The sequence below is a fragment of the Phaeacidiphilus oryzae TH49 genome (genome assembly GCF_000744815.1).
In the GTDB taxonomy this organism is placed as follows: Bacteria; Actinomycetota; Actinomycetes; order Streptomycetales; family Streptomycetaceae; genus Phaeacidiphilus; species Phaeacidiphilus oryzae.
This window is the reverse complement of sequence record NZ_JQMQ01000005.1, coordinates 1,391,973-1,412,377: the sequence shown is the minus strand read 5'-3', so window position 1 is coordinate 1,412,377 and position 20,405 is coordinate 1,391,973. Positions and strand designations below refer to the sequence as shown.

The following is a 20,405-nucleotide window of genomic DNA, read 5'->3' as shown; positions in this document are numbered from 1 at the left end:
CGCGGTGAGGGTCGCGGTCAGCGCCCGGGCCCTGGAGTGGGAGACGAGGTCCGGTGAGGACGGGTCGGTGAGGTCGGCCAGTCCGCTGCGCGCCGCGCTCGCGTCGAAGGCGGATCGCAGCGCGCCCGGCCGGGCCGGCTCGCCCGAGGCCAGCGCCTCGGCCAGGCCGCCCAGGTAGCCGCGGAGCACCGGCGCGAACTCGGCGGCCTCCGGAACCGCGTCCTCCTCGCGCAGCGGCCGCTGCTCGTAGAGGAGGGCGCCGGCCCGGCCGACCCCGAAGACGGCCTGCTGGATGCCGGTCAGCTGCTGGGGGCTCCAGCGTGCGCGGTGCCGGCGCGGCTCGTGCGCCAGGCTGGCGATGCCGGCGTCCATCAGCTCGCGCAGCGCCCGGGCGCGGTCGCGCAGCCGGTCGATCTCGGCGGTGTCGACCGAGTCGGCCTCCGCGTAGCCGGCGACCAGGCCCGGCAGCAGCACCTGCTGCACCCGCAGCCACTCGGCGAGCAGCCCCGGCATCCGGCGGTGATGGTACGTCGGCAGCAGGACGAAGACGGCGAGCGCGACCAGTGAGCCGAGCACGGTGTCGGCCGGGCGGCCGAAGGCGATCAGGTCGGGCGCGCTGCCCAGCCGGCTGATCAGGAAGACGATCCAGGCGGTGATGAAGATGTTGAGCACCCACTGGCTGGTCCGCAGCGTCAGGTAGACCAGGGCGGCCAGCACCACGCTGGCGACCACCACCCAGCCGGGCGTCCAGAAGTGCGGCAGGAGCAGCGCCCAGGCGGCGATCCCGCCGATGATCGAGCCGATCGGCCGGGCCCAGCCGCGGGCGAAGGTGTGCCCGTAGTCGGGGAAGAGCACCAGCATCGCGGTGAGGGCGGCCCAGAAGCCGTGGTGCGGCAGCGCCTCCCCCCAGAAGTCGCCGAGCGCCCGGCCCGCCGCCTCGGCCGCTACGGTGCCCACGGCGATCCGCACGGCGTGGCTGAACAGCGGCGCTCCGGGCCGGAGTTCGGCCCGCAGCCGGCGCAGGGCGGTGCGCGCGGCCGAACGGGCGGGGAAGGCGGCGAGGACCTCGTCGAGTCCCTCGAACCCCGCGGAGGCGCGCCGCCCGCGGGCCTCCAGCCAGTGGGCGGTGAGCCGCTCGGCCTCGCGGAGGCGGGGGAGGAGGGCGTCGGCGGCGGGGCCGCGCCAGTCGTCCAGGGCGGTCCTGGTCTCGGTGGAGACCGGGTGGGGGCGGGCGGTGAGGACGGTCCGGCCGATCCCGTCCAGCAGGTCGGCGATGGCGGCCAGCGGGGTGCCGGCGGTGCCGGCCGAGGTGGTGACGGCCCTTCGGATCCGCTCGCCCTCGGCGAGGAGCGCGAAGAGCGGGGCCGCGGCCGGCCGGGCGAACTCGGGGAGGAGGTCGAGGGCGCCGCGCGCGGCGGTGAAGGGCGCGGAGGAGAGGTAGCCGGAGGTGCCGGAGGCAGCGGCGGCAAGGGAGGCGTCCGAGGCCGCGGCGCCGCGGGCGTGCCCGGCGAGGGCGGCGTAGACGCCGGCCACGGCCTTCCGCTGGGCCGGGTGCCGCCGCCCGTACGGCGGGAGCAGCTGGGCGCAGAGCACGATGCCCGCGCCGGCCGCGATCCACTTCACCATCTCCAGGCCCCCGGCGGTACCCGGGGAGAGGTCGGCGGTGATCATCAGTCCGATCACCACCAGGCAGGCCCGGATTCCGGGGGCGACGCCCAGCGCCCGCCACAGCCCGGCGAGGTAGGAGGCGGCGAACAGCACCAGGAGGAACCACCAGCCGGTGGGCTGCGCGTAGACGCCGACGAGGGTGGCCAGGCTGAAGCAGGCCCCGGTGGCCGCGGCGTTCACGATCCGGTGCCGGGTGGGGGCCAGCAGGGTGCCGATCCCGGTGATGAAGGTGCCGACCGTCATCATCGCCCAGGCCAGGGGGTCGTCCAGGACCCAGCCGAGCACCGAGGCTGCCAGCACGCCGAGGATCCCGCGGGCGATCGCCCACGGATCCGAGAACACCCGCTCGACCTTCAGCGCCGCCCGGACGCTGTGCGCCAGCGACGATGACCACATCCTGACCTCATTCATATGCGTGTAGGTTACATCTATTTTTTCGGACGCGCGAGACGCGCGAACGGAGCAACGACCGAGCTGTACGGAGCAACGCGGGGCCTCTCGCGGGGCGACCCGCCCGGCCCCTTGGTAGGCACAGAAGTCACGAAGCAGACCTGAGCCGCCCAACGGGAGGAATCCCCGTGCTCAACCAGATCTCTCAGCCCGCCCGCGAACTCGCCTTCTCCGTCGATATCGGCGGCGGCTTCTCCAGTGCCTGGTCGAGGGTGGCGAACTTCATCCCGAAGTTCGTCGCCTTCCTGGTGATCCTTGCGATCGGCTGGTTCATCTGCCGCCTGATCGCCAAGGTCATCGACAGCGTGCTGCGCCGCATCGGCTCGGAGAAGGTGGCCGAGCGCTCCGGCGTCGACCGCTTCCTGGCCAACTCGAAATACGACATGACCGCACTGGTCTCGAAGATCATCTACGCCGTGCTGCTGCTGATGGTGGTTCAGCTGGCGCTGGGAGTCTTCGGCGCCAACCCGATCAGCCGCATGATCAACGGCATCGTCTCCTGGATGCCGAGGGGCATCGTCGCCGTGGTGATCGTGGTGGTCGCGATGGCCATCGCGAACGCCGTCCGGGACATCGTCGGCAGCGCCCTCTCGCACGCCTCCTACGGGCGGACGCTGGCCACCATCGCCTGGGCGTTCATCGTGGTGATGGGCGCGTTCGCGGCCCTCGGCCAGGCCGGTATCGCCACCGCGGTGACCGAACCGCTGCTGGTCGCGGCGCTGGCGGTGATCGCCGGGGTCCTGGTGGTCGGCGTCGGCGGCGGCATGATCGCGCCGATGCGCTCCCGCTGGGAGCGCTGGCTGGACACCGCCGAGCGGGAGACCGCCAACGTCCGGCAGGGCGGGTCCACGGCGGGCGACGCCTCGGCGTACCAGGCCGGGCGCTCGGACGCGATGACCAACCAGCCGGTGCAGGACACCGAGCGGACCGGCCGCGGCGACGGGCGGACTGGCCGCGGTGACCGGCCGACCGGCCGCGGTGACCGGCCGACCGGTCTCGGTGACGAGGGATCAGGCCCCGGGATGCAGTAGCCCGTAGGAGTTCACCAGCAGGCACAGGGCGGTGAGCCGGACCACGGCGTAGTCGTGGCCGACCGGCTCCCGCCAGCCGATCTCGGCGAGCGCGTCGGTGAAGCCGAGCGCGTAGTCCGAGAGGGCCTCCCGGTCGGGGCGGCCGGCGCCGAACAGGGCGCCGGCCGCCCCGACCGCGTCCACCGGGGTCCGCTGGGACGGGAAGCGGTCGCGGAGCTCGGCCGCGTGCTGGTCCACCGCGGCGACGAAGCCGGGCTCGAAGGCGAACTCCGCGAAGCGTGGCGAGTACGCCTGGACGACCTGCCGCAGCGGGCAGGGAACCGGGCCGCCGTCGGGCCGCCGCGCGTCGTCGGAGAAGCTGAACACCCGTCCACGATAGGACCGGCGGGGGCGCGGATCGGGCGGGTATGTCCGGGATCACACCGCCCAGTCGGTCAGCGGTACGGGGGCGCGGCGGGTCATCAGGCGGACGTGGTCCGGGCTCAGGTCCGCGACGCCGCGCGCCCCCAGCAGCCGGACGGTGCGCTCGACCTCGTCGGCCAGGATCTCGATCGCCCTGGTCACCCCCGCCTCGCCGCCCGCCATCAGGCCGTACAGGTATGCCCGGCCGACCAGCGCGAGGTCGGCGCCCAGGGCGATCGCGGCCACGATGTCAGACCCGTGGGTTATACCGGTGTCCAGCATCACGGTGGGCCCGTCGCCCAGGGCCTTCCGCACGGCGGGGAGGAGGTGGAGGGGCACGGGCGCGCGGTCGAGCTGCCGGCCGCCGTGGTTGGAGACGACGACGCCGTCCGCGCCGTGCTCCACCGCCGCGACCGCGTCGGCGACGGTCTGCACGCCCTTGACGATCAGCGTGCCCGGCCACGCCTCGCGCAGCCAGACCAGGTCGTCGAAGGTGACCGTGGAGTCGAAGATGTCGTCGGCGAACATCCCCGGCGAGCCGGAGCGGGTGGGGTCGGCGGCGAACCGCAGGGGTTCGGTGGTGAGGAAGTCGAACCACCAGCGGGGGCGGTGGGCCGCGTCCAGGAAGGTGCGCAGGGTCAGCTGCGGCGGGATGGTCAGCCCGTTGTGGACGTCCCGCACCCGGTTTCCGGCGACCGGGACGTCGACGGTGACCAGCAGCGCCGAGTAGCCGGCCGCTCGGGCGTCGGAGACCAGCCGTAGCGAGCGCTCGCGGTCCTTCCACAGGTAGAGCTGGAACCACTTGACCGCCTCGGGCGCGGCGGCCGCGACGTCCCCGATGGAGGTGGTGCCCATGGTGGACAGGGTGTACGGGATGCCGGCCCGCTGGGCCGCGGCGGCCACCGCGCGCTCGCCCGCGGAGTGCATCATCCGGGTCCAGCCGGTGGGGGCGAGGCCGAAGGGGAGCGCCGAACTCCCGCCGGGGACGGGGGTGTCGAGGTCGGCGTGCGAGACGTCGCGGAGGATCCCGGGGCGGAACTCGAGGTCGGCGAAGGCCTGCCGGGCGCGGCGGAGGCCGATCTCCTGGTCGGCGGCGCCGTCCACGTACTCGAAGGGGCCGGTGGGGGTGGTGTGCCGGGCGATCCGGCGGAGGTCGGCGATGGTGTGGGCGTCGGCGAGGCGGCGGGCGGTGAGGCCGCCCCGGCGCCGCTTCAACTGGAGCAGCGGCGCGAACTCGGCCGGGCGGGGCAGGCGGCGCGGCTGGCGGGACGTGGGCAAGGGGCCTCCCCTGGTCCTGGTCGTCCAGGCGGCCGCGTCGACCGGGCGGGCCGCGGACCACCGGAACGGCGGCTCGAAACCCGGACGTTAGGCCGGTGCCGCGAGCGCGTCAACGGCGCGGAACCGGCCGCTGACGGCCGGTCAGGAGCCGTGGCAGTGGGCGCCGCCGGGCCCGCCCGTCGCCTCCGGGCCGATGTCCAGGGTGGGGTTGCGGTCGAAGAATCCGAACGGACGCAGGGTGAAGCCGGTCCGGTCGACCAGCATCACCGGCCAGTCCTCCGGGCGGGGCGCGTGGGTCAGGCCGAAGGTGTGCCAGACCGTGAGCGAGGCCCCGTCCAGCGGCCGGTCGGCGGCGGCGTAGGCGGGGAGGCCGGCCCCGCCCGGGTGCTGGTTGACGAAGTCGCCCGCCGGGTAGCGCTCCTCGGGGTCGGCGGCGGTCACCCACAGATGGCGGGTGGCGAACGCGGCCCGTGCCGCGATCGACGAGGACGGATGGGCCAGCAGCACCGGTCGGCCGGTCGGCATCAGGGCGTAGCCGACCGGCTCGCCCACGGCGTTCCGCACCCCGGGGTTGACGATGTGCCAGCTGCGGTCCACCGAGGCGTCCGCGTCCCGCTGCGCCTCGGACTCGATCAGCAGCGGGGTGCGGCGGTAGCCGAAGGCGTTGCCGCGCGGGTTCTCCGGGCCGGGCGGCAGTCGCACCACGTCCACCTCCTCGACCCGGTTGACGGGGCCGTCCACCGCCATGTCCAGCCGGGCGCAGAAGAGGTGCTGGTGGTACGGGGCGCCGAGGCCCGGCGCGATCTGCGAGGTGTGCGCGGCGGATGAGCCGGCCGGCGGGTACGCCGAGGTGAAGACCACTCCGGTGGCCTTGACCTCGCACTCCACGGTGCCGTCCCGGTACAGGTACCAGTAGAAGCCGTAGTCGTAGTTGCCGATGGTGGCGAAGAAGGAGATCACCATCCGGCGCTGCCGCCGGGTCTCCGCCGAGCCGGTCCACAGGTCGGAGTGCTTCCACAGCACCCCGGCGTCCTCCTCGTGGAGGCAGACGGCGTTGCGGAGGGTCATCGGTTCGCCGCGCTCGTCGCACAGCACGGCGTCCAGGTAGGTGATCTCGCCGAGGCAGTCGCAGCCCAGGCGGAGGGCGTTGGCGCAGCGGCCGATCAGGTACTCGCCGATGTCGAAGTAGTTCTGCCAGGACCGGACCGGCGAGGGGTCGGCGTACGGCACCACCATCTCGGCGATCGAGGCGCGGTGCAGCACCGGGCGCTCGCGACCGCCCTGGTCCCGGTCGCGGTAGGCGAGTTGGTGGAGGGTCAGGCCCTCGCGGAGGTCGAAGCCGATCCGCAGGGACCAGTTCTCCCAGCGGAGCAGAGTGCCCTCCAGAGTGAAGGTCGGGCCCTCGGGCTGGGTGATGTGCAGCGGGCGGGTGTCGCTGCGCGGCTCGCCGGCCACGGCGGGGTCGTCGAAGTTGCCGGAGTCCCCGCCCGGGACGGCGGCGGACTCCGGGCCGAGGTCGATCACCCGCAGCACGCTGCGCTCCCGCACGTCGACGAAGCCGACCAGGCCGTCCACCGGATGCGCCCAGGCATGGTCGCGCGGGTGCCGCTGCACGAAGCCGAGGCCGCGCAGCACACGGCGGCCGGCCTCCTCGGGGTAGTCCTCCGGATAGCAGCCGGCGGAGAGCGGGGCGACCCGGACGTTCGCCGGGTCGAGGCCGCGCGCGGCGAGCCCGGCCAGCCAGCGCTCGTCCTTCCGCAGCACCTCCTCGACAAGTTCGAACTCCTCTGCCAGGACCGGGAGTTGTCCGTCGGTCGCGGGGTCAAGGGTGCGCTCGCGGTCGATCGAACGGCGGGTGAGGGAGAGCACAAGGTCGCGGGCGGGACCGCCGCCCGCGTCGTGCAGCAGGACCCGCAGCCGGCGGTCCACGGGCCCGCTCCCCGCCGGACCCGGGCGGAACGCGGCCAGCTCCTCCTTGCCCGGCTCGACCAGGCCGAGGTAGGCGATCCGGGTGGCGTCGTCGAACCGGCCGAGCTCGGTCAGGAGCTCGCGGGCCCCGGTGATCTGAGCGGGCGTCAGGGGATCGAGCGGGTGGGCCACTTGAGCCATCAGCGGGTCCTCTTCTCGTCGCTGCCTCGTCGTAGAGGGAAACCCCGCACGAGACCGATGTCCAGACCGCGTACCCGGTCCCGCGGGCCGCCGGGCTGGCCGCCCGCCCGCTGACGCCGTGTAAGGGCGGGCGCCGAATCGGGAACGACCTGACGCTGGCCCGTCGGCCCGGTGGGGCGCAGGCTGCCAGGGGGCCCAAGGGGCCCGTCCGCGACCCGAGGAGTGACATGCCCGCCGATTCCGAGGACCTCGTCTACCTCTCCGCCACCGAGGCCATGCGGCTCTTCGCCGCCCGTGAGCTGTCGCCCGTGGAGCTGATGGAGGCGGTGATCGACCGTACCGAGAAGGTCGAGCCGCGGATCAACGCCTTCACCGAGCGGCTCTTCGACGAGGCGCTGGAACAGGCGAGGGAGGCCGAGCGGGTCTACGGCGGCACGGCCGGACGGGAGCCCCGGCCCCTGGAGGGCGTCCCGCTCGCGCTGAAGGAGAAGCACGGCATCGCCGGCCGCTCCCTCACCGAGGGCTCGCTGGCCAACGAGGGGAACGTGGCCGCCGAGAACTCCCCGCTGACCGACCGGGTGCTGGCCTCCGGTGCGATCGTCCACGCCCGCACCACCACCCCCGAGTTCTCCATCGCCGGCTTCACTTGGACCCGCAAGTGGGGCGTCACCCGCAACCCCTGGCACCTGGAGTCCTCGCCCGGCGGCTCCTCGGGCGGCTCGGGCGCCTCGCTCGCGGCCGGCACCTCGCTCCTCGCCTCCGGCTCGGACATCGGCGGCTCCACGCGGATCCCGGCCGCGTACAACGGCGTCGTCGGCTTCAAGGCGCCGTACGGAAGGATCCCCGGGAACCCGCCGCTGGCCGCCGACTTCTACCGCGGGGACGGGCCGCTGGCCCGCACGGTCGACGACTGCGTCGCCTTCGCCAACGTACTGATCGGGCCGGACCCGCGGGACCACACCTCCCTGCGGCCGAGCATCCAGCTGCCGACCGCGTACGAGCCGGCGGCGGGGATGCGGATCGCGCTGTGCGTGGGCCTCGGCGACTACGAGGTGGACGCCGAGATGGAGGCCAACACGCGGGCCGCGGCGCAGGCGCTGGCGGACGCCGGGGCGGTGGTCGAGGAGATCGAGCTGCCCTGGCGGCGGGCGGACGTCGGTCGGGCGGTGGCCTCGCACTTCGCGAACATGTTCGCGCGGACGGTGGAGGACGCCACCGAGGGCAAGCGGGAGCTGCTCTCCCCGTACACCCAGCTGTTCCTGGAGCAGATGGAGAAGGTCAGGGCCGGCATGCACTTCTTCGACGGGGTGCGGATCGAGGCCGCGCTGCAGCGCCAACTCGCCGAGGCGATGGCCCCGTTCGACGCGCTGCTGTGCCCGACCACGCGGGTCCCGGCGATTCCGGCGAAGCCGGAGATCACCTCCGACGAGTCCCTGGACGTGGCCCTGACCTCGCCGTTCAACATCAACAACCGCTGCCCGGTGCTGGCGGTGCCCTCCGGCCACGCGGCCTCCGGCATCCCCACCGGCGTCCAGATCGTCGGCCACACCTACGACGACGCGACGGTCTTCCGCGTCGGCAAGGCGCTGGAGACGACGCGGCCTTGGGCCTACGGCCCGGACCACCGGCCGACCCTCTGAGGCCGGCGCTCCGGAAGTGCGCCCCGAAGGGGCAGCGCTTCAGGGGCGCGGGGAACTGCGCGGCCGGCCGCGAACGGTCCGCACCCGACGACGGAGTCCGGGTTGCAACCCGGTGGCCGTTCCCGAGTGCGGACCGTTCGCGGCCGGCCGCGCAGTTCCCCGCGCCCCTGAGGCGGCCCTTCGGGCCTGCCCCGGGGCCCGCTCCCCGCGCGTCACATCTCGGCCGCGCCCTGCGCGATCGCCTCCCGGATGCGGTGGTAGGTGCCGCAGCGGCAGATGTTGCGGATCTCGTCGTAGTCGGCGTCCGACAGCGCGCCGCCCGCCTCCCGGACCTTGGCGACCGCCGCCATGATCTGCCCCGGCTGGCAGTAGCCGCACTGCGCGACGTCCCGGTCCAGCCAGGCCTGCTGCATCGGGTGGAGGTCCTTGCCGACGGTGGCCGGCAGCCCCTCGATGGTGGTGATCTCGTCGTCCGGGGAGAGGTCCGAGACCGGTATCGAGCACAGGTTGACGGCCTTGCCGTTGAGATGGCTGGTGCAGGCCTGGCAGACGCCTAGGCCGCAGCCGTACTTCGGCCCGGTCACGCCCAGCAGGTCGCGGACGACCCAGAGCAGTCGCACGTCGTCTTCGGTGTCGACCGAGACTCGTCGGCCGTTGAGGATGAAGGAGTGGGTGGGCATCGGCTCTGCTCCTGCTCGGTCTCGGTCAGTACGCGCGACTGCGGCCGTCGGTGGGGGACTGCGGGATCGGCGGGACGGTCGGCAGCGGGTCGAAGCCCAGCGGCGCGTCGTGGTTGATCGGGAAGCGGGTCGGCATGCTGCCGGTCGCCCGGCCGTACGCGCAGGCCGCCGCGGCCATCCCGGCGGCCACCGCCAACTCCCCGGCGCCGCCCGGCACTCCGGTGGTCGGCGGCATGACCACGCAGGTGAACTCGGGCGGGGTGTTCCACTGCCGGGTGTAGTAGTAGTCGTCCCAGCTGCCCTCCAGGAAGTGGCCGTCCCTGAGGTGCAGCGAGGAGGTCAGCGCCATCGCGATGCCGTCCGAGATGCCGCCCATCATCTGCGCCTCCAGCCCCTTCGGGTTGACCGCGAGGCCGACGTCCACCGCGCAGACCGCCTTGGTGACCCGCGGTCCGGTGTACGCGTTGCGGACCTTGCGGTTCACCGTCTCCGGCCGGCAGTCGATCTCCAGCAGGACGGCCACGTACCCGTGGTACTCCGGGTGGAGCGCGATGCCCTGGGCGGTGCCGCTCGGCATCGACCGCCCCCAGTCGCCCACCTCGGCGACCTTCTCCAGCACCGCCTTCGCCCGCCCGGACTTCACGAAGTCCCGCCGGAAGCGGTACGGGTCCAGACCCATCTCCGCGGCCAGCCGATCGACGATCAGCTCCTGCGCGGTGCGGACGTTCGGCGAGTAGATGTTGCGCATGCTGCCGGTGTTGAAGCCCCGGTCGACCTCGCTGAGTAGCTGGGTGACCGCCCCGAAGCCGTACGGGGTCTGCTGGCTGAGCTCGAAGATGGTCTCCGAGAAGGTCAGGTTCCCCACCGGCAGCTTCGCCGCCAGCGCGGTGATCGCCTCGCCGACGCCGTGCGAGAAGTCGGTGCCGACGCTGGTGTGCCGCTGCTCGTAGGTGAGCACCTTGCCCAGCGCGCAGGTGGCGCGGACCCGGGAGGTGCTCATCGGGTGGGTGCGGCCCTGCCGGAAGTCGTCGGTCCGGTGCCACATCAGCTTGACCGGCTTGCCCATCGCCTTCGACACCTCGGCCGCCTCCAGCGCCGCGTCGAAGAAGAGCTTCCGGCCGAACGACCCGCCGCCCTGGGTGACATGGACCGTCGCCGGGACGCCGATCGCCGCCTCGATCGCCTTCTGCGCGGCGATCGGCGACTTCAGCGAGCCCCACACCTCGGCACGCCCGTTCCGGACGTCGGCCACCGCGCAGTTCGGCTCCAGCGCGCTGTTGCTGGCGAAGCCGAAGACGAAGTCGCCCTCGACCGTCTTCGCCAGCACGTCCAACTTCGGTACCGCGAGCGGTATCTCGGCGCGCCGCAGCTCCGCGAGGACGGAGTCGTCGCTCGCCCCCTCCTCGGTCCCCGGTCCCCAGTCGACGCGCAGCGCCCGCACCGCGTCGATGCACTGCCCGAAGGTGTCCCCGCGCACGGCGACCCCGGTCCTGACCACGGCCACGTCGGTGATCCCGGGCATCGCCTCGACCTCGGCCCGGTTGAGCACCGAGCGCGGCACGCCGTTGATCGTCGGCGGGCGGCAGACCATGGCCGGCTTGACGCCGGGGACGTCCTTGCCGGTGAGGTCCATGGCGAAGACCTTGCGCCCGGTCACCGCCTCCAGTGCGTCGAGGCGGCCCTGCGGAGTCCCGATCACCGTGAAGGCCGAGGGCTCCTTGAGCGAGACGGCGACCTTGCTGTCGCTCGACGCGGCGGCCTTCACCGCCAGGTCGCCGTAGCCGATGCGGGCCCCGTTCGGGCCGATCACCACCCCGGCCTTGACGGTGAGCTGGGAGACCGTGCTGCCGAGCTCGGTGGCCGCCGCCTCCAGCAGCCGCCCTCTCGCCGCTGCCGCCGCCACCCGGAACGGGGTGTAGGTCGAGACGGTGGTGTTGGACCCGCCGGTGAGCTGGTTGAAGAGCAGCTCGGGGCGGGCGTCGGCGAGGGACACCCGGATCTTCTCCAGCGGCAGGTCCAGCTCCTCGGCGATGATCATCGCGGTGGAGGTGGTGATGCCCTGGCCGACCTCGGCGCGGGGGAGCGCGAAGGACGCGGTGCCGTCCTGGTGGATCTCCACGGTGATCAGGTTCGCCGTGGGCAGGGCGGCGTCGGTCAGCAGGTCGTTGAGGTCGTACAGCTCGGCCGGCTCGGGGGTGGACGGCAGTCCGGAGCCGGCGCCGGAGTCCGCCGCGGAGCTCGCCCGGTCCGTGGCGGCGACCGCCGCCGGCGCCGCGGCGACCAGGGTCGGCCCGGCCAGCAGATACCCGATGAACCGCCGCCTGCTGGTCGGCTTCCGCCGGTGCCCGCCACCACTCATGTCCCGACCGCCCCTCGCTGCTCGTACGCGCCTCCCACACGGGAGACGGAACATGATGAGGCGACTTACTCCCCGGTATCCACCCCGCGGCCCGAACTGCCCCCCGCGACCCCGGCATCCTCACCATCGATCCACACCAGGCGCACCCGGCACCACGGGAACCGGTATCTTCTGGGCGTATGAGTACCGAGTCCACGGATCTCCCGGACGAGATCCGGGAGGCGCTGGCCGCGCACAACACACTGACCCTGGCGTACTGCGACGGGAACGGGGGTCCGCAGGCCTGCGCGGTGTTCTACGCGTGGGAGCAGGAGCCGGACCTCAGCCCGCGGCTGGTGTTCCTGACCTCGCGCCGGACCCGGCACGGGCAGGCGCTCGCGGCCGGCGGCGGCGAGGCGGCGGTGGCGTTCACCGCGCAGGCGGACGGGCAGCACTGGGAGACCATCACCGGCCTCCAGGGCCGCGGCCGCTGCCGGCTGCTGGACGGGGACGCGTGGGAGAACGCCCGGATCCTCTACACCTCGCGCTTCCCCTTCGTGGGCGCCGAGGGGAACCTGGCGCAGGCGCTGGCCAGCGTGGACCTGTGGGAGATCACCGTGGACTGGCTGCGGCTGATCGACAACGGCAAGGGGTTCGCCCACAAGGAGGAGTGGCCGGGCTGAGCCCCCGGGGCCGTGGGGGCCGTCGGGGGCGTGGGGGCGAGCCCGGCCCGCCGGTCAGTCCTCGGACTCGATCCAGCCCAGGGTGCGCTCCACCGCCCGCTTCCAGTCGGCGTAGCCCTTCTCCCGCTTCTGCTCGACCCACTGCGGCTGCCACCGCTTGGACTCGTTCCAGTTGGCCCGCAGCTCGTCGGTGTCCCGCCAGAAACCGGTGGCCAGGCCGGCCGCGTAGGCCGCGCCCAGCGCGGTGGTCTCGGCCACCGTCGGCCTGCTGACCGGGACGCCCAGCACGTCCGCCTGGGTCTGCATGCACAGCTCGTTGGCGGTGACCCCGCCGTCCACCTTGAGGACGCTCAGCTCCACCCCGGAGTCCTGCGCCATCGCCTCGATGACGTCCCGGCTCTGGTAGCAGATCGCCTCCAGCGTCGCCCTGGCCACATGGCCGCTGTTGTGGAAGCGGGCCATCCCGACCATCGCCCCGCGGGCGTCACTGCGCCAGTACGGGGCGAAGAGCCCGGAGAAGGCCGGGACGAAGTACATCCCCGCGGTGTCCTCCACCGAGCGGGCCAGCGCCTCGCTGTCCGGCGCGGCCTTGATGATGTGCAGCTGGTCGCGCAGCCACTGCACCGCGGAGCCGGTGACCGCGATGGAGCCCTCCAGCGCGTACACCGCCGGCTGGTCGCCGAACTTGTACGCCACGGTGGTGAGCAGCCCGTGCTCCGAGACCACCGGCTCGGTGCCGGTGTTGAGGAGCATGAAGTTGCCGGTGCCGTAGGTGTTCTTGGCCTCGCCGACGTCGAAGCAGACCTGGCCGACGGTGGCCGCCTGCTGGTCGCCGAGGTCGCCGGTGAGCGGCACCCCGGCCAGCGGGGAGGCCTCCGGGTGGGTGCCGTAGCCCTCGGGGTCGGAGGACGGCCGGATCTCCGGCAGCATCCGCCGCGGCACGTCGAGGAAGCCGAGCAGCTCGTCGTCCCAGGCGAGGGTGCGCAGGTCCATCAGCATCGTGCGGGAGGCGTTGGTGACGTCGGTGACGTGGGCGCCGCCGCGCGGCCCGCCGGTGAGGTTCCACAGCACCCAGGTGTCGATGGTGCCGAAGAGGGCGTCGCCCTTCTCGGCGTCCTCGCGCAGCCCCTGCACGTTGTCCAGCAGCCACTTGAGCTTGCCGCCGGCGAAGTACGGGGACGGGATCAGCCCGGTCTTGCGCTGGATGGTCTCGCCCTTGCCGGAGGCGATCAGCTCGTTGGCGATCCGGTCGGTGCGGGTGTCCTGCCACACGATGGCGTTGTAGTACGGGCGGGCGGTGCGCCGGTTCCAGACCACGGTGGTCTCGCGCTGGTTGGTGATGCCCAGCGCGGCCAGGTCGGAGGCGTTGAGGTTGGTCGAGTTGAGGCCGGTGGCGATGACGGAGCGGGTGCGCTCCCAGATCTCCACCGGGTTGTGCTCCACCCAGCCGGCCTTCGGCATGATCTGCGCGTGCTCCAGCTGCTGCATGCCGACCACGTTCCCGCCGTGGTCGAAGACCATGAAGCGGGAGCTGCTGGTGCCCTGGTCGATGGCGGCGACGAAATCAGCCATGACGGTCTGTCACCCTTCCTCGAGTTCGCGGGCGGCCACTTCCAGGGCGTCCTTCTGGACGACGAACGGCTGCACCAGATAGCGGTAGAAGGCGCCGCCGACCACGCCGCCGATCAGCGGCCCGACGATCGGCACCCAGAAGAACAGGTCTCCGTACTGGTCCCGCCATGCCCCGCCGTAGCCGGTGAGGAAGGAGGCCAGGCGGGGCCCGAAGTCGCGGGCCGGGTTGATGGCGTAGCCGTCGTCGGTGCCCCAGGCGAAGCCGATCGCCACGATCAGCAGGCCGATCACGAAGCCGCCCATGTTGGCCAGCGGCGGGGTGTTGAGGAGGTCGGTGAGCGCCATGATGACGAAGAGGAGGATCGAGGTGCCGATGATCTGGTCGCGCAGCGCCCCCCACTCGCTGATCGGCAGGGTGCCGTTGCCGGGGAGGGTGGAGAAGACGATCTGGGTCTTCAGGGTGTGCCCGGGATCGGCCTTGGCCAGCACCTCGGTGTAGTTCCAGCGCACCAGCAGCGCCGCGCAGAACGCGCCGGCGAACTGGGCCAGCGAGTACGGCAGCACCTTCCGCCAGGGGAAGCCGCGGAAGGCGGCCAGGGTGACGGTGACGGCGGGGTTGAGGTGGGCCCCGGAGAGCCGTCCGGCGACGTAGACGCCGAACGTCACGCCGAGGCCCCAGGCCCAGGCGATGGAGTCGTGGCCGCCGATGCCGGCGGCGACCACCTGGGCCACCACCCCGCAGCCGATCAGGATCAGGATCATCGTGCCGAGGAACTCGGCGACCAGCTCGCCGAGCAGGGGATTGAGTGCCGGCCGACCGGCCGGTTTCGCGGGAGACGCCATGGAGGCTGCCTTGTCTCTCTGGTCTTCGGGGGTCGGGAAGACGGCGGGTCACGGGAGGGAAAGCCGGTGCCGGTCGGGGAGCCGGTGCCGGACGGGGGTGTGGTGCCGGACGGGGATGTGGTGCCGGACGGGGAGCCCGCCGGTCAGGACTCCCGTCCGGCGAGCGGCGGGGAGCCCATCGGGGAGGCGCCCAGCCGGGCCGCGTCCGCGGTCTTGTCGTCCGGTTCGGTCTCCGCCTCGCGCTCCGCCGCGACGGACTTGCCGTAGTAGTCGATCTCGGTCCGCCGCCGCTCCTCGTCCCAGCCGAGCCGGGCGCCCATCAGTTCGGCGGTCCGCTCCGCCGCGGCCACCCCGCGGTCCCAGGACTCGATCCGGGCCCGGGTGCGGCGGCACAGCACGTCCTCCAGGTGCCGGGCGCCCTCGTGGGTGACCGCGTACACCACCTCGGCGCTGAGGTAGTCGTCCGAGCCCGGCAGCGGCTCGGCCAGCGAGCGGTCCTCGCGGATCAGGCCGAGGACCGCCCGGACCATCGAGCCGTAGCGGTTGAGGAGGTGCTCGACCCGGGCCACGTGGACGCCGTACTCGTCGGCCAGCGCCTGCCGCTGGTTCCACAGCGCCTGGTAGCCGTCGGCGCCGACCAGGGCGACGTCCCGGGTGACCGACGGGCCCGGGCGGGGGCCGTCCATCACCCGCACCACCTCGTCGATGGTGTCCTTGGCCATCACCCGGTAGGTGGTGAACTTGCCGCCGGCGATCACCACCAGACCGGGCACCGGGTGGCCGACCAGGTGCTCCCGGGAGAGCTTGCTGGTCTCCGCGGCGTCGCCGGAGAGCAGCGGCCGCAGGCCCGCGTACACGCCCTCGACGTCCTCCTTGGAGAGCGGCGTCGCCAGCACCGAGTTGACGTGCTCCAGCAGGTAGTCGATGTCCTGGCCGCTGACCGCCGGATGCGCCTTGTCCAGGTCCCAGTCGGTGTCGGTGGTGCCGATCAGCCAGTGCCGGCCCCAGGGGATGACGAAGAGGACGCTCTTCTCGGTGCGGAGGATCAGCCCGGACTGGGAGTTGATCCGGTCCCGCGGCACCATCAGGTGGACTCCCTTGGAGGCCCGGACGTGGAACTGGCCGCGGGTGCCGGCCATCGACTGGGTGTCGTCGGTCCACACCCCGGTCGCGTTGACCACCTGCTTGGCGTGCACCTCGAAGGTCCGGCCCGAGTCGACGTCGCGCAGCACCGCGCCGGTGACCCGCTCGCCCTGGCGGAGGAAGCGCTCCACCATGGTGCGGTTGGCGCAGTGCGCCCCGTAAGCGGCCGCGGTGCGCACCAGGGTGAGGACGAAGCGGGCGTCGTCCACCTGGGCGTCGTAGTACTGCACCGCGCCGACCAGCGCGTCCGAGCGCAGCGCCGGCACCTCGCGCAGGGCGTGCCGCTTCGTCAGCTGGGTGTGGTGGGGCAGCCCGCGGGAGGTACCCGAGGTGATCCCCATCGTGTCGTAGAGGGTGACGCCGGCCGTCACATAGGCCCGCTCCCAGACCCGGTGCTGGAGCGGGTAGAGGAACTTGACCGGGTGGACCAGGTGCGGGGCGATCCGCTGGAGGAGCAGCCCGCGTTCCTGAAGCGCCTCGGCGACCAGCCGGAAGTCCATCATCTCCAGGTAGCGCAGGCCGCCGTGGATCAGCTTGCTGCTGCGGCTGGAGGTGCCGCTGGCCCAGTCCTGGCCCTCCACCAGGCCGACGGTGAGCCCGCGGGTCACCGCGTCCAGCGCGCAGCCGGCGCCGACCACCCCGCCGCCCACCACCAGGACGTCGAGCTCGATCCCGGAACTCGCGTGGTCCATGGCCTGCAGGGCGGTCTCCCGGGCTTCCGGCGACAGTGCGACGGGCTTCACGTGGGGCTCCTCCGGGATCGACGGGCGCGGCTCTCAGCTCTCGGCTCTCCTCTCATCCGAGGGGAGTGCCGGGCGTGGCGCACGCGCACCGCCTCGCCCACCCGACCGAACGGGTGGCGATCTCACCCACCGTCACCGGCTAGGCCAGGCGCAGCGGGAGGCTCTTGACGCCGTGGATGAAGTTGGACACCAGAAGCCGGGGTTCGCCGCCGAGCGCGAGCCGCTCCGGGAGCGCCCGCACCGCTTCCGCCAGCAGCAGTCGCAGCTGGAGGCGGGCGAAGTGGGCGCCCAGGCAGACGTGCGGGCCGTCGCCGAAGGAGACGTGCGGGACGGGCGCCCGGTCCAGGCGCAGCTCCTCGGGGGCCGGGAAGACCCGCTCGTCGTGGTTGGCGGAGGCGTGGAAGACCACGACCTTCTCGCCGCGCCTGATCCGCTGCCCGGCGAGTTCGGTGTCCTGGGCGGCCGTCCGGCGGAAGCTCAGCACCGGCGGGTGCACCCGCAGCAGCTCCTCGACGGCGGCGGCATACGGCACCCGGCCGTCGCGCAGCCGCGCCCAGGCCGCGGGGTGCCGGGCGAGCGCCAGCAGCGCCCCGGGAGCGGCCGAGCGGACCGTGTCGTTGCCGGCGATCACCAGCAGGAAGAAGAACATCTCCAGCTCGGCGCCGGTCAGCTCGGTGGCGACGGCGGTGAGGAGGTCGTCCGCAGGCCGGGCCCGCTTCTCCTCGGCCAGCGCCCGGGCGTATCCGAACATCTCCGCCAGGGCGGACGGGGAGCGCGGGTTGACGGGGCGTCCGTCGGGGCCGAGCGGGGGCGGTTCGGGGGCCTCGTCGGGGTCCTGATAGCCGATCACCTGCCGGGTCCATCTGAGCAGCAGTCCTCGGTCGGCGGCCGGGACGCCCAGCAGCTCGGCCAGGTTGACCAGGGCGTACTCGTCCGTGACGGCGTGGACGAGATCGACCGCGCCGTCCGGCCGGGCGTGCGCCTCCCGGTCCGCGCCGGCCAGCAGCTCCCGCGCGCGGGAGCGGGCGCCCTCGGCGAAGCGCTCGATCCGGCGCGGGGTGAAGGCCCCGCTGACGATCCGGCGCAGCCGGCCGTGCCCCGGCGGGTCCTGATTGAGCATCATCCGGCGGATGAACGGCAGGTCGGCCGGGTCGGGGTCGCGGATCTGGGTGGCGCCGAGCTCCGAGGAGAACAGCTCGGGGCTTTTGAGCACCCGCACCACGTCCGCGTGCCGGGTCACCGCCCAGAAGCCGGGGCCCTCCGGCCAGCCCAGCACCGGGTACTCCGGCTGCCAGGCCACCGGCCGGTGGTCGCGCAGCCACCGGTACTCGGCCAGCGGCAGCCCGCGGGCGTACCGGCGGGGGTCGAAGACGTCCGGGACGGCGGTCACACGATCCGGGCCGGGTCGTCGGCGCGCAGGAAGTCCTCGACGGTGCGGACGAGTTCGAGCGGGGTCTCGTCCATCGGGTAGTGGCCGGCCGAGGCCAGCACGGTCTGCCGGCTGTCCGGGAACCAGCGCAGCCAGGTGCGGCGGATCAGCTCCGGGGTGATCGCCGGGTCCAGCGCGCCGGTCACCGCGAGCACCGGCTGCCGCTTGCCGACCAGCTCGGCGTGGAAGTCCTCGGCCGCCCAGGAGCCCAGCCAGGCCCGGAAGGCCTTGGCGTCGCTGCGCTCCACCGACTGCCGGACCATCCGGTCCAGCCAGGCGGCCGGGCGGATCCCGCCGGTGGTGGTGTCGATGATGGCCCGCCGGTTCTCCGGGTGCTCGGCCGCGCCGGAGAACAGCTCCCACTGCTCGGGCGGCATCGGCATCCCGCTGGCCGGCACCGGCGAGACGCCCACCAGCCGCCGGACCCGGCCGGGGGCCAGGGCCAGCACCCGCTGGGCCACCGTGCCGCCCATCGAGTGGCCGATCAGCGAGAACCGGTCCCAGCCCAGTGAGTCGGCGAGGGCCAGCACGTCGTCCGCGCCCTCCCGGACGGAGTACGCGCCGGGGACGTCCCGGGCCTCGCCGTAGCCGCGCAGGTCGACGAAGGCGTAGCTGAAGGAGGTGCGGTCGAGGTCGGGCAGCACGGAGTGCCAGGCGCCGCGGTCGGCGAGCCAGCCGTGGACGGCGATCACCGGATGGGGGCCCTCGCCGCGGCGGAGGCAGGGAGGTGCGGGCGGATTGGTGGCCACCGGTCAAAGCTGACCCGGATCCGCCGTCGTTTCAAGGGGCTTGACAGCATCCGCGGCAGCACCTGAGGCAGCACCCGCGGCAGCGTCAGCGGCCGCCGCGGCTCCGCCGGCCGTCGCGGTGTTCCGCCGGCGGGCCAGCAGCCAGTACAGCGGCCCGATCACCGCCAGGCCGACCAGCCAGGAGACGTCGACCCCGCCCAGCGCGTCGGCGGCCGGGCCGGTGAAGGCCGCGGTGGCCACGAACGGCAGCTGCACCAGGGCGCCCAGCAGGTAGCAGAAGACCGCCACCCCGTTGCACCGCCCGTAGATCCCGCCGTCCCGGCGGAAGAACGAGTCCACGTCGTACGCGCCGCGCCGCAGCAGGTAGTAGTCGACCAGGTTCACCGCGGTCCACGGCACCAGCACGTACATCAGCAGCGAGATGAAGTTCTCGTAGGTGCTCAGGAAGTGGTCCTTCCCGAGGAGCGCGCAGACCAGGGCCACCGCCAGCATCGCGGTGGCGGTCACCCCGCGGGCCACCCGGCCGGGGCGCCAGGCCGGGGCGAAGTTCTGGCCGACGGTGATGGTGGAGAGCACCCCGCAGTACAGGTTCATCGCGTTGGTGGCCGCGATGCCGACCGAGAAGACGACGACGATCCACACCCCGGCCGAACCGGTCAGCGACATCAGGCCGCCGATCACGTCGTCGCCGACCGCCGCGCCGATCATCGCGCCGAGGACCATCGGCAGCACCGAGCCGAGCACCGAGCCCGAGTAGCTGGCCCAGAAGGCCGGCCGGGAGCCGGTCGCGGCCGGCAGGTAGCGGGAGTAGTCCGAGACGTAGGGGGCGTAGGCGATCTGCCAGAGGGCGGCCGCGGTCACCGTGCCGAGGAAGCCGGCCGCGCCGGCGTGGCCGTGGCTCAGGAAGCCCGCCGGCAGGCCGTGCACCCCCACCGCCCAGACCAGCGCGAGGACCAGCGCGGCTCCGGAGAGGTAGGTCATCACCCGGGTGTACGCGTGGATCAGGTCGTAGCCGAAGACGGTGGCGATCACCCCGATCACGCCGACCGCCACGATCCCGGTGTTCTCCATCGCCGTGCGGTCGGCGTGCCCGACGATCGCCGCCAGCGACTCCCCGGAGAGCACCAGGTTGGAGGCGAAGAACCCGATGTACATGAAGATGACCAGGCAGATCACCAGCAGCGAGCCGTACGAGCCGAACTGGCCGCGGGTCTGCACCATCTGCGGCACGCCCAGCCGCGGGCCCTGCGCGGAGTGGAGGGCCATCAGCACCGCGCCGGCCAGGTTGCCGACCAGGATGCCCAGCACCGAGAGCCAGAACGGCTGGCCGTAGACGGTGGTGGCCAGGGCGCCGGTCACCACCGTGAGCATCATGATGTTCGAGCCGAACCAGATGGTGAACAGGTCGCGGGCCCGGCCGTGCCGTTCGCCGTCCGGGATCGGCTGGATGGTCTTGTCCTCGATGCGCTGCGGCGCGGGGACGCGCACGGGCACCCGTTCGGGGGCGGGCGCGGGCGATGGGGTCGTCGGCATGGACCGAAGAGTCGGGCCGGTTCCGAGCGCCTGTCCAATACCGTTTTCCGGGGAACGGCAGTGGTTCTGCTTATCCAGGCTGGTCACAGCGGTGACGGCCGGTTCGGGGGCCCC

General features: G+C 73.1%; 14 protein-coding genes and 1 pseudogene. 3 read left to right on the top strand and 12 right to left on the bottom strand.

The genetic code is table 11. From position 1 onward, the window contains the following. Positions 1–558 precede the first annotated feature (558 nt). Positions 559–1,626 (bottom strand): annotated as a pseudogene (locus BS73_RS40315) (FUSC family protein); the annotation flags it as partial. A 620-nt stretch (positions 1,627–2,246) separates the two neighbouring features. Here BS73_RS40315 and BS73_RS10595 point away from each other — a divergent pair. Beyond that, positions 2,247–3,149 (top strand): mechanosensitive ion channel family protein, encoded by a 903-nt coding sequence (locus tag BS73_RS10595; protein ID WP_407674993.1) that lies wholly within the window; start codon positions 2,247–2,249, stop codon positions 3,147–3,149. Here BS73_RS10595 and BS73_RS10590 read toward each other — a convergent pair. The 3 genes from BS73_RS10590 to BS73_RS10580 form a co-directional block, all read right to left on the bottom strand. Further along, the gene (locus tag BS73_RS10590; protein ID WP_037571361.1) at positions 3,129–3,515 is read right to left on the bottom strand and encodes a DUF6401 family natural product biosynthesis protein; all 387 of its coding nucleotides are present in this window, start codon (positions 3,513–3,515) and stop codon (positions 3,129–3,131) included. The genes BS73_RS10595 and BS73_RS10590 overlap by 21 nt on opposite strands. A gap of 51 nt (positions 3,516–3,566) precedes the next feature. After that, the gene (locus tag BS73_RS10585; RefSeq protein WP_037571359.1) at positions 3,567–4,829 is read right to left on the bottom strand and encodes an alpha-hydroxy acid oxidase; all 1,263 of its coding nucleotides are present in this window, start codon (positions 4,827–4,829) and stop codon (positions 3,567–3,569) included. Between the two features lie 141 nt (positions 4,830–4,970). Further along, the gene (locus BS73_RS10580) at positions 4,971–6,938 is read right to left on the bottom strand and encodes a primary-amine oxidase (RefSeq protein WP_037571357.1); all 1,968 of its coding nucleotides are present in this window, start codon (positions 6,936–6,938) and stop codon (positions 4,971–4,973) included. Between the two features lie 227 nt (positions 6,939–7,165). Between BS73_RS10580 and BS73_RS10575 the strand changes: the two genes are divergently transcribed. After that, complete coding sequence (locus BS73_RS10575) at positions 7,166–8,578, top strand: amidase (RefSeq protein WP_037571355.1); 1,413 nt, start codon at positions 7,166–7,168, stop codon at positions 8,576–8,578. Positions 8,579–8,790: 212 nt separating this feature from the next. Here BS73_RS10575 and BS73_RS10570 read toward each other — a convergent pair whose 3' ends face one another. After that, positions 8,791–9,258, bottom strand: a complete 468-nt coding sequence (locus BS73_RS10570) for a (2Fe-2S)-binding protein (protein WP_037571353.1) — start codon at positions 9,256–9,258, stop codon at positions 8,791–8,793. Between the two features lie 25 nt (positions 9,259–9,283). Further along, positions 9,284–11,617 (bottom strand): molybdopterin cofactor-binding domain-containing protein, encoded by a 2,334-nt coding sequence (locus tag BS73_RS10565; RefSeq protein WP_051939790.1) that lies wholly within the window; start codon positions 11,615–11,617, stop codon positions 9,284–9,286. A 179-nt stretch (positions 11,618–11,796) separates the two neighbouring features. Between BS73_RS10565 and BS73_RS10560 the strand changes: the two genes are divergently transcribed. Continuing rightward, positions 11,797–12,279: a pyridoxamine 5'-phosphate oxidase family protein gene (locus BS73_RS10560; protein WP_037571351.1), complete on the top strand. Its 483-nt coding sequence runs from the start codon at positions 11,797–11,799 to the stop codon at positions 12,277–12,279. 54 nt (positions 12,280–12,333) lie between these two features. On the opposite strand, the gene glpK is transcribed toward BS73_RS10560, so the two are convergent. From glpK to BS73_RS10530, 6 genes are all read right to left on the bottom strand, one after another. Next, complete coding sequence (gene glpK, locus BS73_RS10555) at positions 12,334–13,851, bottom strand: glycerol kinase GlpK (RefSeq protein ID WP_037571349.1); 1,518 nt, start codon at positions 13,849–13,851, stop codon at positions 12,334–12,336. A 9-nt stretch (positions 13,852–13,860) separates the two neighbouring features. Then, entirely contained in the window at positions 13,861–14,694 is an 834-nt protein-coding gene (locus BS73_RS10550) for an MIP/aquaporin family protein (protein WP_037571347.1), read from the bottom strand. 143 nt (positions 14,695–14,837) lie between these two features. After that, on the bottom strand, positions 14,838–16,580 hold the full coding sequence (locus BS73_RS10545; RefSeq protein WP_407674992.1) for a glycerol-3-phosphate dehydrogenase/oxidase: 1,743 nt from the start codon (positions 16,578–16,580) through the stop codon (positions 14,838–14,840). Positions 16,581–16,719: 139 nt separating this feature from the next. Next, positions 16,720–17,970, bottom strand: a complete 1,251-nt coding sequence (locus tag BS73_RS10540; RefSeq protein WP_037571345.1) for a cytochrome P450 — start codon at positions 17,968–17,970, stop codon at positions 16,720–16,722. Then, the gene (locus BS73_RS10535) at positions 17,967–18,758 is read right to left on the bottom strand and encodes an alpha/beta fold hydrolase (RefSeq protein WP_051939789.1); all 792 of its coding nucleotides are present in this window, start codon (positions 18,756–18,758) and stop codon (positions 17,967–17,969) included. The genes BS73_RS10540 and BS73_RS10535 overlap by 4 nt, the downstream gene beginning before the upstream one ends. Positions 18,759–18,761: 3 nt before the next feature. Beyond that, on the bottom strand, positions 18,762–20,291 hold the full coding sequence (locus BS73_RS10530; protein ID WP_084703957.1) for a purine-cytosine permease family protein: 1,530 nt from the start codon (positions 20,289–20,291) through the stop codon (positions 18,762–18,764). Positions 20,292–20,405: the final 114 nt, after the last annotated feature.